This is a genomic window from Telluria antibiotica (genome assembly GCF_011682055.1).
Classification (GTDB): Bacteria; Pseudomonadota; Gammaproteobacteria; order Burkholderiales; family Burkholderiaceae_D; genus Telluria; species Telluria antibiotica.
This window is the reverse complement of record NZ_JAAQOM010000001.1, coordinates 52,488-66,681: the sequence shown is the minus strand read 5'-3', so window position 1 is coordinate 66,681 and position 14,194 is coordinate 52,488. Positions and strand designations below refer to the sequence as shown.

The 14,194-nt window shown below is 67.9% G+C and carries 11 protein-coding genes; 6 read left to right on the top strand and 5 right to left on the bottom strand.

What is annotated here, in order from left to right:
* Positions 1-6: 6 nt before the first annotated feature.
* The 4 genes from HAV22_RS00275 to HAV22_RS00260 all read right to left on the bottom strand — a co-directional run bounded on the left by HAV22_RS00275 (position 7) and on the right by HAV22_RS00260 (position 4,541).
* Complete coding sequence (locus tag HAV22_RS00275; RefSeq protein WP_166855347.1) at positions 7-1,005, bottom strand: ABC transporter permease; 999 nt, start codon at positions 1,003-1,005, stop codon at positions 7-9.
* A complete protein-coding gene (locus HAV22_RS00270; protein WP_166855346.1) occupies positions 1,002-2,552 on the bottom strand; it encodes a sugar ABC transporter ATP-binding protein in 1,551 nt (516 codons plus the stop codon). Before HAV22_RS00270 ends, HAV22_RS00275 begins: the two co-directional genes overlap by 4 nt.
* 82 nt (positions 2,553-2,634) lie before the next feature.
* Positions 2,635-3,642: a rhamnose ABC transporter substrate-binding protein gene (rhaS, locus tag HAV22_RS00265; RefSeq protein WP_166855344.1), complete on the bottom strand. Its 1,008-nt coding sequence runs from the start codon at positions 3,640-3,642 to the stop codon at positions 2,635-2,637.
* A complete protein-coding gene (locus HAV22_RS00260) occupies positions 3,639-4,541 on the bottom strand; it encodes a DeoR/GlpR family DNA-binding transcription regulator (protein ID WP_166855342.1) in 903 nt (300 codons plus the stop codon). Before HAV22_RS00260 ends, rhaS begins: the two co-directional genes overlap by 4 nt.
* A gap of 342 nt (positions 4,542-4,883) precedes the next feature.
* Between HAV22_RS00260 and HAV22_RS00255 the strand changes: the two genes are divergently transcribed.
* The 5 genes from HAV22_RS00255 (at position 4,884) to rhaM (ending at position 12,606) form a co-directional block, all read left to right on the top strand.
* The gene (locus HAV22_RS00255; protein WP_166855340.1) at positions 4,884-6,992 is read left to right on the top strand and encodes a bifunctional rhamnulose-1-phosphate aldolase/short-chain dehydrogenase; all 2,109 of its coding nucleotides are present in this window, start codon (positions 4,884-4,886) and stop codon (positions 6,990-6,992) included.
* 65 nt (positions 6,993-7,057) lie between these two features.
* Positions 7,058-8,353, top strand: coding sequence for an L-rhamnose catabolism isomerase (gene rhaI / locus HAV22_RS00250; RefSeq protein ID WP_166855338.1), 1,296 nt, complete (start codon positions 7,058-7,060; stop codon positions 8,351-8,353).
* A 14-nt stretch (positions 8,354-8,367) separates the two neighbouring features.
* Complete coding sequence (locus tag HAV22_RS00245; RefSeq protein WP_166855336.1) at positions 8,368-11,052, top strand: glycosyl hydrolase; 2,685 nt, start codon at positions 8,368-8,370, stop codon at positions 11,050-11,052.
* Between the two features lie 25 nt (positions 11,053-11,077).
* Positions 11,078-12,283 (top strand): glycoside hydrolase family 88/105 protein, encoded by a 1,206-nt coding sequence (locus tag HAV22_RS00240; protein WP_229420989.1) that lies wholly within the window; start codon positions 11,078-11,080, stop codon positions 12,281-12,283.
* Entirely contained in the window at positions 12,280-12,606 is a 327-nt protein-coding gene (gene rhaM / locus HAV22_RS00235) for an L-rhamnose mutarotase (RefSeq protein ID WP_229420988.1), read from the top strand. The genes HAV22_RS00240 and rhaM overlap by 4 nt, the downstream gene beginning before the upstream one ends.
* On the opposite strand, the gene HAV22_RS00230 is transcribed toward rhaM, so the two are convergent.
* Positions 12,594-13,514 carry an alpha/beta hydrolase gene (locus HAV22_RS00230; protein WP_166855334.1) on the bottom strand — a complete coding sequence of 307 codons (921 nt, stop codon included), beginning with the start codon at positions 13,512-13,514 and terminating at the stop codon, positions 12,594-12,596. The genes rhaM and HAV22_RS00230 overlap by 13 nt on opposite strands.
* A 47-nt stretch (positions 13,515-13,561) precedes the next feature.
* Here HAV22_RS00230 and HAV22_RS00225 point away from each other — a divergent pair, with 47 nt between their 5' ends.
* Positions 13,562-14,194: a 3-keto-disaccharide hydrolase gene (locus HAV22_RS00225; protein WP_166855332.1), complete on the top strand. Its 633-nt coding sequence runs from the start codon at positions 13,562-13,564 to the stop codon at positions 14,192-14,194.

Genomic DNA, 14,194 nt, shown 5'->3' with positions numbered 1-14,194 from the left:
TCGGATTCACGCGGCACTCCGTTCGGGTTGGGCGGCGGTGCCGTGCAGGGGCAGGATCTGGCGGCTGCGGCGGCCCGCGCCGCGGGCGTTGATCAGGACGGCGACGAGGATCACGAGGCCCGTGAGGGCGCTTTGCCAGAACGGCGATACCTGCAGCACCGGCAATGCGTTGCCGATCACGGTGAGGAACAGCGCGCCGAGCACCGCACCGAGCACGGTGCCCACGCCACCGCCGATCGAGACGCCGCCGATCACGCACGCGGCGATCACGGTGAACTCGAAGCCGTACGCGATTTCCGTGTAGGCGACGGCATAGCGGGCGACCCACAGGTAGCCGCATAAACCGGCCACCGCACCGGACAGCGCATACGTCCACAGCAGGCGCTTGTGGCTGGGGATGCCGATATAGCCGGCGCATTGCGGCGCGTTGCCGATCGCGTACAGGTCGCGGCCGAAGCGCGTGCCGCGCGCGACCCAGGCGAAGACTGCCGCGGTGGCGGCCGCGATCCACACGAGGTGCGGCAGGCCGAGGAGGCGGTCCAGCGGGAAGGCGATGAAGTGCGCGGGCATCTGGTGCGCGGACACCCACGCCCCGCCCGACAGCACGAATACGGCGCCGCGGTACACGCTCATCGTGCCGAGGGTGACGACGATCGGGGGCAGTTCGAGCCAGCCGATCAGCCAGCCGTTGACGAGCCCCAGCGCGAGGCCCACGGCGACGGCCGCCAGCATGGTCAAGGGCAGCGGTAGGCCGGGCACGTGTGCGCCCAGCATCGCGGCGACCATGCCCGACAGCGCCAGGTTCGATGCGACGGACAGGTCGACGCCACGCGTGACGATGACGAGCATCTGCGTGAGTGCCAGCATCACGAGCAGGGTGCTGTCCGTGACGACGTTCGCCAGGGAGACGGCGGACAGGAAGGCGGGCGCGCGCAGGCCGACGGCGAGGACGAGCAGCACGATCATCGCGGCCAGTAGCGGCTCGCGTTGTTTCAGGAAATTCATGCGGCCTCCGGCGCGCTGATGGGGTCGAGAACGAGGCCGGACGCGGCGGCGACGACGGCTTCCGGCGTCGCCTCGTCGCGCGTGAACTCGCGCTGCACGCGGCCGTGGTGCATGACGACGATGCGGTCGGCCATGCCCAGCACTTCCGGCAATTCGGACGACACGAGGATGACGGACAGGCCGCGCGCCACGAGTTCGCTGATGAAGCGGTGCACCGCGGCCTTCGAACCGATGTCGATGCCTTTCGTCGGCTCGTCGAGGATGATCACTTTCGGGGCCGTGGCGAGCCATTTCCCGAGGACGACCTTCTGCTGGTTGCCGCCGGAGAGTTCGGCCACGTGCTGCGTGAGGTGGCTCGCCTTCAGTTCCAGCTGCTCCGCGAAATGGCGCGCGGTCGCCGTCTCCTGTGCACGGCGCCCGCGCAGGAAGAAGCCGATGCGCGACAGGATGGGGAGCGTGATGTTCTGCTGGATCGTCATCGTCAGGTGGGCGCCGTGGTGCTGGCGGTCTTCCGGCACGTAGGCGATGCCGAGGGCGATCGCCTCGCCCGGCGAGCGCGCCACGACGGGCTTGCCGTCCAGGGTGACGCAGCCGGACACGCCAGGGGTCAGGCCGAACAGCGCCTGCATCACTTCCGAGCGACCGGCGCCCACGAGGCCGTAGAAACCAAGGATTTCGCCGCGGCGCAGGGCGAAACTGACGTCGTCGAATTCGGTCGGGTGCGACAGGTTCTGCACGACGAGCAGCGGCGCGCCGACGGTGGCCTCCGCCTTGGGATAGGCCTGGTGCACGGCGCGGCCGACCATCAGCGCGACGAGTTCTCCTTCCGTGATGTCGGCGAGGCGGCCGGCGGCGACGAACTGGCCGTCGCGCAGCACCGTGTAGCTGTCGGCGACGGCGAAGATCTCGTCGAATTTGTGGGAGATGAAGATCACGGCGGTGCCGGCGGCCTTCAGTTGGTCGATGATGCGGTACAGTTCGCGGATCTCGCGCTGCGACAGCGCGGCCGTCGGCTCGTCCATGATGACGACGCGGGCATCCTGCGCGAGGGCGCGCGCGATCTCGACGAAGTGGCGCTGCGCGACGGACAGGTCTTTTACGCGCGCCTTCACCGGGAGCGTGACTTCGAGGCGGGCGAACAGCGCTTCGGCTTCGCGCTCGATACGAGCCCAGTCGATGCGGCCGGCGCGCACCGGCTGGCGGCCGACGTAGATGTTCTCGGCGACCGTGAGCTCGTCGAACATCACGGTTTCCTGGTGCACGGCGGTGATTCCGGCGGCCATCGCTTCCTGCGGGCTGGCGAAGGTCACGGGCCGGCCGTCGAGGGAGAGCGTGCCGGCGTCCGGGCGGTAGATTCCGGTCAGCGTCTTCACGAGCGTGGACTTGCCTGCGCCGTTCTCGCCGACGAGGGCCATGCATTCGCCGGCGCGGATCGTGATGTCGACGCCGTTCAGCGCGTGGATGCCGTTGAAGCGCTTGCTGATGCCGGTCAGTTGCAGGACCGGAGGCGTGTCCGTTCGCGGACTTGTGGTGTCGGTGGCTGGCATAGTGGTGCGGAGTGATTGAAAACGCCGCCGTTCCGCGCAGGCGGAACGGCGCGATGCATCAAGGTATTGCGCGAGGTACTGCTCAGAACAGCTTGGCGAACTTGTCGACGTTGTCGGCGTTGTACGTGAACGGCGGCCCGAGCGCGGCCTCGCCGTTGGCGTCGAGCGTCACGTTGCCCAGGCGGCCGACGGCGACGCTGGCACCCGGCTTCGCCTCGGCCTTGCCCTTCACGAACTGGTCGGCCGCGTACGTCGCGGCATAACCCAGGTCGATCGGGTTCCAGATCGCGAATTCCTTCACAGCGCCGCTCTTCACATGGCCCGCCATCTCGGACGGCAGGCCGAGGCCCGTCACGTACACCTTGCCGACGAGGTGCTCGTCCGCGACGGCCTTGCTCGCGGCGACGATGCCGACGGTCGTCGGCGCGATGATCGCCTTCAGTTGCGGATGGCTGCGCAGCAGGCCGATCGCCTCGCGGTAGCTCTTGTCCGACTGGTCGTCGCCGTACACGGTGGCCACGAGCTTCACGTTGGCGTACTCCGGCTTTTGCAAGACGTTCTTCATCACGCCGATCCAGATGTTCTGGTTCGTCGCCTGCGCGGACGCCGACAGGATCGCGATCTCGCCCGCGCCGCCGATCTCGTCGGCCGCCATCTGGATCTGCTTCTCGCCGATCAGCTGCGCGTTCGACGGGTTCAGCTGCATTTGCCGGCCCTCCGGCGCGATGCCGCTGTCGAACGAGATGACCTTGATCCCGCGCTGCATGGCCTTTTTCGCGATGGGGACGAGCGCGTTCGGATCGTTGGCGGAGATGACGATGGCGTCGACCTTCTGGCTGATCAGGGCGTTGATGATCTCGATCTGGCCTTCGGCGCTCGGCGTCGTCGGTCCCGTGTAGATCACTTCCACGTTGCCGAGCTGTTTCGCCGCTTCGTCGGCGCCCGTGTGCGCGGCGTCGAAGAAGCCGTTGCCGAGGTTTTTCACGACCATCGCGATCCGGGTCTTTTCAGGCTTCTTCTGGCCGCAGCCGGCCGTGCCGGCGAGGATGCCGACAGCCGCCAGTGCAAGCAGGGTGGTTTTCAGCTTCAATGTGCGGCCTCCAGTTGCGTGTCGAGCCGCGGGTCGAGCTGCGCGTCCAGCTGGAACAGCGCGGCGGACTGCAGGTCGTATTGCGGATTAAAAAAAGGTGCACCGACGTCCGGCGCCACGTCGTCCGGTTCGACGGCGACGACCTTGACGCCGTATTGCTCGAGGGTCTGTACGGCCTTGTCGGAGGCGCCCGTGTCGGTGATGACGGTCGACACGCGATCGAGTCCGCACAGGATCAGGCCCGCCTTGCGCGCGAACTTCGAACTGTCGGCCAGCACGACCAGTTCCTCGGCCTGGCTGATCAGGCGCTTCTCGGCCTGGATCAGCAGCGGGTCAGCTTCCATCAGTCCCAGTAAAGACAGCCCGTAGACGCTCATGAACATCTTGCCGGCGTAGTGGTGCTGGGTGATGTCGTTATCGAACGGCGACAGGATCACGTTCTGCTCGCGGTAGACCTTCCCGCCGGGGACGATGATCTCGTTCTCGCTCGAGACGAGCAGGCGCTCCGCCATCAGGAACGAATTCGTGAGGATCTTGAGGTGCTTGTCGGCCAGGAATTCGGCCATCATGAACGTCGTCGTGCCGCCGTTGATGATGATCGTTTCGCCGTCCGCGCACATGCCGGCCGCGTGGCGTGCGATCGCGCGCTTGCGCGCCGCAAAGCACTGGATGTTGTTCTGGAACGTTTCGCTCGACAGCGGGAACTGGCGCTTCTTCGGAAGCAGGTTCTCGGCGCCGCCGCGGGTGCGGGTGAGCAGGTTGCGGGCTGCGAGCCAGCTGATGTCGCGCCGGACCGTGGCCGGCGATGCGTTGAGCCATTCGACGAGTTGCTGGACCGTCGCCGTCTGGTGCTCGGCGAGCAGTTTCAGCAAACGCTTGCGGCGTTTGTGATTCACCATTGTCTCCTCCTGATGCCGTCTGTTTTTGTGAAGCGGCCTGACAACGTCGTACCGTTGGTCGCGTTGTGTGGGAAAAAGAGTAATGAGGAGTTAACAGTGCGTCAATCGTTAAATGATCAAACGGTTGATTATTTGGCCGCCCCGATGCCGCGAAATGCGCGTTTCGATCAACCTGATGATTAAATCGTTCTTGGTCACGATGTTGATCGGTTCCGCGTTGACACCCCTTGGCCCGCTGAATTCTACTGTGCCGGATGCCGCGACCGTGGTCCGCCACGGCACGGGCGAAGGAGACGGGATCGCCGTCCGGCGACGACACACAACGCATATGGAGAATTTTGAATGGGTGCACCGAGCGACACGAAGCACAAGGAACCGATCACGTCACGCTGGGACGACCAGCACGCGGCTGCGCTGAGCGAGCCGGAACTGCTGCTGTACCGTTCCAACCTGCTCGGTTCCGACCTGCGCATCACGAACTTCGGCGGCGGCAATACCTCGGCCAAGATCGCGATGACCGATCCGCTCACGGGCGCGCAAGTCGACGTGCTGTGGGTGAAAGGCTCGGGCGGCGACCTGGGTTCGATCAGGCTGGACGGCTTCTCGACGCTGTACATGGACAAGCTGCAGGCATTGAAAGGGCGTTACCGCGGCCTGGAGCACGAGGACGAGATGGTCGGCTACCTGCCGCACTGCACGTTCGACCTGAATCCGCGCGCCGCGTCGATCGACACGCCGCTGCATGCCTACATCGACCGCAGGCACGTCGACCACATGCACCCGGACGCCGTGATCGCGATCGCCGCCTGCAAGAACAGCCGCGCGCTGACGGAAAAGATCTTCGAGGGCGAACTGGGATGGCTGCCGTGGCAGCGTCCCGGCTACGACCTCGGGCTGAAACTGGAAAAGCTGTCGCGGGAACAGCCGCACCTGAAAGGCATCATCCTCGAAGGCCACGGCCTGTTCACGTGGGGCGATACGGCGAAGTCGTGCTACGAGACGACGCTCGCGATGATCAAGCGCGCCGACGAGTGGCTTGCCGCGAACGTCAGGCAGCCCGTGTTCGGCGGCCAGGTCGCGCAGCCGCTGCCGGCAGCCGAGCGCGCGGCGCTGGCCGCGCGCCTGATGCCCCTGCTGCGCGGGAAGATCAGCCAGCAGGAATACAAATTGGGGCACTTCGACGATGCCGACGCCGTGCTGGAATTCGTCTGCAGCGCCGGCCTCGCGCCGCTGGCGGCGCTCGGGACCTCGTGCCCCGACCATTTCCTGCGTACGAAGATCCGCCCGCTGGTGCTCGATTTCGATCCGGCCGCGCCCGACTTCGATCGCCTCGTGAGCGGACTCGATCAGGCGCTGAGCGATTACCGCGCCGACTACACCGCATATTACGAGCGCTGCAAGCGGTCGAATTCCCCGAAGGTCCGTGACGCGAATCCGATCATCTACCTGATCCCGGGCGTGGGCATGCTGTCGTTCGCGAAGGACAAGGCAACGGCGCGCATCGCCGGCGAGTTCTACGTCAATGCGATCAACGTGATGCGCGGCGCGAACGGTGTCGATGAATACGTCGGCCTGCCGGAACAGGAAGCGTTCGACATCGAGTACTGGCTGCTCGAAGAGGCGAAGCTCCAGCGCATGCCGAAGCCGAAGAGCCTTGCGGGCCGCATCGCCCTCGTGACGGGCGGCGCCGGCGGCATCGGCCAGGCCGTGGCGCGCCAGTTGCTGCAGGAAGGCGCGTGCGTGATGCTCACGGATATCGACGGCGACGCGCTGGAAGAGGCGCGTCAGAACCTCGTCAAGGTGGCGGGCAAGGACGGCGTGGCGACGGTGCAGGCGAACATCACGAGCGAGGACGACGTGGCCGGCATCCTGTCCGCGACGGCGTTGCGCTTCGGCGGCGTCGACCTGCTGGTGTCGAACGCGGGCATCGCGTCCGCCGCGCCGCTGGACGAGACGTCGCTGGAAGTGTGGAAGCGCAACCAGGACATCCTCGTCACCGGCTACTTCCTCGTGAGCCGCAACGCGTTCCAGATCATGAAGCGTCAACAGCTGGGCGGCAGCATCGTCTTCGTGGGCAGCAAGAATGGCCTCGTGGCGTCCGCCGGCGCATCGGCGTACTGCACGGCGAAGGCGGCCGAGATCCACCTGGCGCGCTGCATCGCGCTGGAAGGGGCGGAACACGGTATCCGCGTCAACGTCGTCAATCCGGACGCCGTCATCCGCGGTTCGCGCATCTGGGACGGCAAGTGGAAGGAAGAGCGCGCGGCATCGAACAAGATCGGCGCGGACGACGTCGAGGAGTTCTACCGCAAGCGCAGCATGTTGAAGAAGAGCGTCTTCCCGGAAGATATCGCGGAAGCCGTGTATTTCTTCGCGAGCGACAAGTCCGGCAAGAGCACGGGCAATGTGCTGAACGTCGACGCGGGCAACGCGGCCGCTTTCACGCGATAATCGAACAGTACGAATAAGATGAGCGGCGCCGCAGGGCGCGGTGCCGCCGACGAACAGGAGACAGAATGACGACCCTCATCGACGCCGCGCAGGTAGCGGACCACAACGACAAGCTCGCGGCCCAGCTGCAGGCCGACTACGACGCGCTGGGCGGCATGCTGGCGCGCCGCGGCCAGGACATCGAGGTATTGACGACGCTCGCGCAGCGCTTCGCCGTCGCCGTGCCCAGCTGGGGCGTGGGCACGGGCGGCACCCGCTTCGCGCGCTTCCCCGGCCGCGGCGAGCCGCGCAACGTGTTCGAGAAGCTGGACGATTGTGCCGTCATCCACCAGCTGACGCGGGCGACGCCATCGGTGTCGCCGCACTTCCCGTGGGATAGGCCAACGGATGCGAAGGAGCTGCGCCAGAAGGCGGACGACCTCGGGCTCGCGTTCGACGCCGTCAACTCGAACACGTTCCAGGACCAGCAGGGCCAGGAACACACGTATAAATACGGCAGCCTGACGGCGGGGAGTGCCGCGACGCGCGCGCAGGCCGTCGCGCACAACATCGATTGCATCGAGCTGGGGCGCGCGCTTGGCTCGAAGGCGCTGACGGTCTGGGTCGGCGACGGCGCCAACTTCCCCGGCCAGAGCAATCTGCGCGGCGCGCTGGAACGCTACCTGGACAGCATGCGCGCCATCTACGCCGCGCTGCCGGACGACTGGAACGTCTTCATCGAGCACAAGCTGTTCGAGCCGGCGTTCTACGCGACGACGATCGCCGACTGGGGCACGAGCTTCGCGTGCGCGACGACGCTGGGCCCGAAGGCGAAATGCCTCGTGGACCTGGGCCACCACGCGCCGAACACGAACATCGAGATGATCGTCGCGCGCCTCGCGCAATTCGGCAAGCTGGGCGGCTTCCACTTCAACGACAGTAAATACGGCGACGACGACCTCGATTCCGGCTCCATCAATCCGTTCCAGCTGTTCCTGGTCTTCAACGAGCTGGCCGATGCGGCGCAGCGCGACGGCGCCGCCTTCCAGCCGGCGTACATGCTGGACCAGTCGCACAACGTGACGGACCCGATCGAAAGCCTGATGAACAGCGCCGTCGAAGTGCAGCGCGCGTACGTACAGGCGGCGCTGGTCGACCGTGCACGCCTGGCCGAGTTGCAGGAGGCGAACGACGTGCTGCTGTCGGCGCAGGCGCTGAAGACGGCGTTCCGCACGGACGTCTCGCCCATCCTCGCGATGGCGCGCGTGCGCGCGGGCGGTGCGGCCGATCCGGTGGCGTGCTACCGGACGAGCGGTTACCGGGACAAGGTGGCCGCGAGCCGGCCGGCCAAGGCGGGGGCAAGCAGCAGCGGCATCGTGTGAGCGGGGTTCGTTGCATGCGCAATCCCTTGCTGGCTGCGGTCCTGTCGTGCGCGTTCGCCGCGCACGCCGCCACGCCGTCGACGACCTTCGCCGACGTGGCGGCCCATCTCCAGGCGCCGCCGCCCGATGCCCGCCCGATGATGCGCTGGTGGTGGTTCGGCCCCGCCGTCCAGAAACCCGAGCTGGAACGCGAGATCCTCGCGATGAAGGCGGGCGGTATCGGCGGTTTCGAGATCCAGCCCGTCTATCCGATGGCACTGGACGATGCCGCGCGCGGCATCCGCAACGTGCCGTACCTGTCCCCTGACTTCCTCGACGCCGTGGCGTTCGCCAACAGGACGGGCCGCGCGAACGGCATGCGCGTCGACATGACGTTGGCGAGTGGCTGGCCGTACGGCGGGCCGCATGTCACCGTCGATCACGCGGCGGCGCGGCTGCGCCAGGCCGTCGTCGAGGTGGCTGCCAGCGCGACGAGCGTTGCGCTGCCGGCCGTGACGAATGGCGAAACGCTGATCGCCGCGTTCGTCGGCACGGCCGTCGATCCCGCCGCATTGACGCCGATCGCGCTGCGGGCCGGCCTCGATGGCCGCGCGCCGATCGCGCCTGCGAACATGCCACGCAAGGTCGTCGCCTACATCGCGAGTCGCACGGGCCAGCAGGTCAAGCGCGCGGCGCTGGGCGCGGAAGGCTTCGTGCTCGACCACCTGAGCCGCAATGCGGTCGACCATCACCTGGCGACGGTCGCCGAACCGTTGTTGAAGGCGTTCGGCGACACGCCGCCGTATGCCGTGTTCTCGGACAGCCTCGAGGTCTACAACACCGACTGGACCGACGACTTTGCCGCGGAATTCAGGAAGCGCCGCGGCTACGACATCGTGCCGCACCTGCCGGCCGTGTTCACGGGGCAGGGCCCGGACGCCGCCGCCGTCCGCCGCGACTGGGCGCTGACGCAGACGGAACTCGCCAACGAGCGCTACCTGACACCGATCGACGACTGGGCGCGCGCGCACGGCACCCGCTTTCGCTCGCAGACGTATGGTGAACCGGCCGTGTCGTTGTCCAGCACCCGCCTCGTCGCGCTGCCGGAAGGCGAGGGGCCGCAGTTCCGCGAATTCTCGTTCACGCGCCTCGCGACATCGGCCGGCCACCTGTACGGCCGCGCCGTGATCTCGGCCGAGACGTGGACGTGGCTCCATTCGCCCGCGTTCGCCGCCACGCCACTGGACATGAAGGCGGAAGCGGACCGCATGCTGCTGCAGGGCGTGAACCAGTTCGTGGGCCACGGCTGGCCGTACACGCCGCCCGGCACGCCGGAACCCGGCTATGCGTTCTACGCGGCGGCCGTGTTCGACGACCACAACCCGTGGTGGAACGTGATGCCCGAGGTGACGGGCTATCTGACCCGCATGAGCTGGCTGATGCGCCAGGGCGAGCCCGCGAACCAGGTCGCCGTGCTGCTGCCGAACGACGACGTCTACGCGTCGCTCGTGCCCGGCAAGGTGTCGCTGTCGGCCGAGATGCATAAATACGTAACGCCGGCGCTCACGGGCCGGATCCTCGACGCGGGCCAGAACCTCGACTACATCGACGCCGATGCGATCCTCGCGCTGGGCGTGCGCCATCCCGTCCTCGTGATGCCGCACGTGACGCGGCTCGCACCCGCCGTCCTCGACAAACTTGCCGAGTATGTGCGCGGGGGCGGCAGGATCGTCGCGGTGGGCGGCCCGCCGTCGCTGGCGCCCGGTTGGCTCGACGCGGCGCGCGTGTCCGCAACGGTCGCCGCGCAAGCGCAGGCCTTGTTCGCGCATCCGAACGTGCGCGTCGTCGCGGACGACGATGCCGTCGGCGCCGCATTGACGGCCGTGCTCGCGCCGGACATGCGCTTGTCCGCGCAGGTGGCGGACGTGGGCTTCGTGCGGCGCAAGCTGGCCGACGCGGACCTTTACTTCATCGCCAACACGAGCAATCACCCCGTGCACGCGCAGGCGAGCTTCGCGGCCCAGCGGAAGGCGGCCGCATGGCTCGATCCGGACAGCGGTCGCATGACGGCGGCCGTCTTGCCTGCGCGGCTCGACCTGGCGCCGTACGAATCGCGCGTGCTGGTGCTGGCCGATGCGTTACCGGCAGTGCCCGCGCCCGTCGCCGCGACGACGGAAGTCGCGGACCTGGGCCGCGGCTGGACGCTGCGCTTCCCGGGCCAGGACAAGGCGCAGCGGCTCGACACGCTGCGTTCGTGGACCGACGTCGACGCCACGCGTTACTTCTCGGGCGTCGCCACGTACGAGAAGGAGGTCGACTTGACGGCGGCCCAATTGGCGTTGGCGCGGCTCGTGCTGGACTTCGGCTCCGGCACGCCGCTGGCGACGACGCCCAAGGTCCCGGCGGGCATGCGGGCCATGTTCGACAGCCCGGTTCGCGAAGCGGCGCAAGTCTGGGTGAACGGCCGCCATGCGGGCGCCGTCTGGCATCCGCCGTATGCCGTCGACGTGACGGGCCTGCTGCGGCCTGGCCGCAACCGCATCGAAGTCCGCGTGGGTAATTCGGCGCTGAACGTGCTGGCAGGCCGCGCGCTGCCGGACTACCGGCTGCTGTCCGCCCGCTACGGCCAGCGCTTCGTGCCCCAGGATACCGCTTTGATCGCGCCGCAGCCTTCCGGCCTGCTTGGCCCCGTGAAGCTCATGGGTGCGGCCACACGATGATCATTTCGCAGAACAGGACCGGATCTTGAAAAAGACATTACGACATTCGCTGCTGGCGGCCGGCACCGCGCTGGCGCTGCCGGCGTTCGCGCAGACCGCCCCGGCGTACCCGTTGCCCACGCCCGCGATGCAGGCCGTCATCGACAAGGACGTGGCGCGCCATTTCGGCGATGCGCCGGTCGATGCGGGGCCGCTCGCGACGGACCTGTCGCCCGAGCTGACGCCCGCCGCCATCGACAAGGTATTGCGCCGTGTGGCCGACTGGCAGCTGGCGCGCGCGCAGCCATACTTTTCGCGCCTCTGGACGGAGAGCGTGATGTACACGGGCTTCATGGCCGCATCCGACGCGACCGGCGACCCGCGCTACCGCGACGCGATGCTCGCGATGGCGCGCCATTTCGATTTCCAGGAACGCGACCGCCTGCCGAACGCGGACGACCTGTCGATCGCGCAGACCTACCTCGACCTGTACTTCCAAGAGAAGAATCCCGGCATGCTGCGGCTGACGAAGGCGGAGATGGACGACCTGCTGCCGCTGGCGACGGTCAAGCCGAACGATGCCCGCATCCCGTGGTGGTGGTGCGACGCGCTGTTCATGGCGCCCCCGGTGTGGGCGAAGATGTACCGCGCGACGGGCGAGCGCAAATACCTCGACTACATGCACGTGAACTGGAAGCGCACGTACGACCAGCTGTACGACCAGGACGAGCACCTGTACGCGCGCGACGCGGGCTACAAGACGAAGCGCGAGCCGAACGGCAAGAAGGTCTTCTGGTCGCGCGGCGAAGGCTGGGTGATGGGCGGCCTGGCGCGCGTGCTGGACGACGTGCCGGCCGACGATCCGCAGCGCGGCTTTTACGTGACGCAGCTGCGCGAGATGGCGGACAGGCTCGCGTCGCTGCAGGGAGCGGACGGCCTGTGGCACGCGGGCCTGCTCGACCCGGCGTCGTACCCGCTGCCGGAGATTTCCGGGTCCGCCTTGTTCGTGTACGGCATGGCGTACGGCGTGAACCACGGCCTGCTGGACGGCGCCCGCTACCGTCCCGTGATCGCCAAGGCCTGGGCCGGCATCCTGAAGAACGTGTACGCGGATGGCCGCGTCGGCAATATCCAGCAGACCGGCGCGGAGCCGGCGTATTACCGGCCCACGTCGAGCTACGACTACGGCGTCGGCGGCGTCATGCTGGCGGCGGCGGAGCTGAAGCGCATGGCACAGGGAGGCCCGCGATGAGCGAGCAGTTTGAGACCCGCGCATTCGTCATGCGCCTGAAGCCCGGCAACGTGGTGGAGTACGAGCGTCGCCATGATGCCATCTGGCCCGAGCTCGCGGACCTGCTGCGCGCATCCGGCATCCACGATTATTCGATCTTCCTCGATGAGGATACGTTGCAGCTGTTCGCCGTGCTGAAGCTGCGGCCCGGGCACGCGATCGGCGCGCTGCCCGAGCACCCCGTCATGCGGCGCTGGTGGGACCACATGGCGCCGCTGATGGACGTGGCGCCGGACAACCGGCCCCGCGAGTGGGCGCTGCGCCGCGTGTTTCACCTGCCGTGAGCGGACGCCGGGTCCAGCAGACCCCGCGCCTTCAGCCATTCCTCCGCACGCTTCGGCCAGTCGGACGAGGTGCCGAGACCCGCGCGCATCCCCATGCCGTGCCCGCCGTGCTCGAACAGGTACATCTCCGCCGGCACCTTCGCCCGCGTGAGCGCCTGGTAGAACAGGATGCTGTTCTCGACGGGGACCGTGCCGTCTTCCTGCGTGTGGATCAGCAGGGTGGGTGGGGTGGCCGACGTCACCTGCGTGTCCACCGACATCAGGCGGATCGCTTCCGCCGCCGGATTGCTGCCCAACAGTGCCTTGCGCGAGCCCGCATGCACGGCCGGGCCGTCCATCGTGATCACGGGGTACAGCAGCATGAGGAAGTCCGGCCGGGCGCTGACCTTGTCCAGCTCCGCACCGGTACGCCCGAGCGGATGGTCGAACAGGGTGCCGGCGCTGGCCGCGAGGTGGCCGCCGGCCGAGCTGCCCATCACGCCGACGCGGTCGGGCCGGATGCGGTACGTGGCGGCGTTGGCGCGCACGAGGCGCACGGCGCGCAGCACGTCGCGCAGCGGCGCCGGATGGCCGAATTCCTGCATGCGATACTTCAGCACGAACGTGGTGACGCCGAGGGTGCCGAGCCACGCCGCGTATTGCTCGCCTTCGCGCTGCATCGACAGCCGCACGTAGCCGCCACCCGGGCAGACGATGACGGCCGTGCCGTTCGGCCGGTCGACGGCGGGGCCGTACATGGTCAGCGTCGGTTCGCTGACGTTGGCCACGCGGCCGTCGTCGACGCGCTCCGGGCCCAGGCCGGGCTTCGCGTCCGGCACGCCTTCGGGCCACAGCGGGATCACGGCCGTGGGCGCCGCGACGGCGAGACCGGCGGCAGCGGCCAGCAACGCGCCGGCGGCGAGTTTCATGTAATGTCTCCTGTATTCATTCGAACGATTCATCGTGAGGTCCTGACATGGTAAAGCTTGGGTGGTTGGGTGGCGCGCTGTTGTGCGCGGGTGTGTTCGGTTGCGCCGCGCCGCAGCCCCGCGCGGAGGGGGGCCTCGGCGCGCTGGACATCGTCACGACGCCGGCCGCGGCGCTGGACACGGTCTGGCAAGCGCGGTCCGACGGCGTCATCGCGGTCGCGGGCAAGCCGTCCGGTTTCATCGCGACGCGCGACGTCTACACGGACTACCGCCTGCACGTGGAATGGCGCTGGACCGGCAAGCCGGGCAACGGCGGCGTGCTGCTGCACGTGGCGTCGGGGCCAAAGGACGGCGTGTGGCCCTACAGCGTCCAGGTGCAGACGAAGCATGGCAGCGTGGGCGACCTGCTGCCGATGGCCGGCGCCACGTTCCATGAACCGTTGACGACGGCGCCCGGCGCGTACCCGCCGATCAAGGCGCACACGGCGTCCGACAGCGAGCGGGCGCCCGGCGAATGGAACACGATGGACGTGCTCGTGCGCGGCGGCTGCATCGACGTGACGATCAACGGCGTCGCGCAGAATGCCGTCACGCTCGCGCAGCCCGCGACGGGGCGCATCGGCTTCCAGCTCGAAGGCACGCCTTACGAGCTGCGCAACCTGCACGTCGAGCGCCTGTAG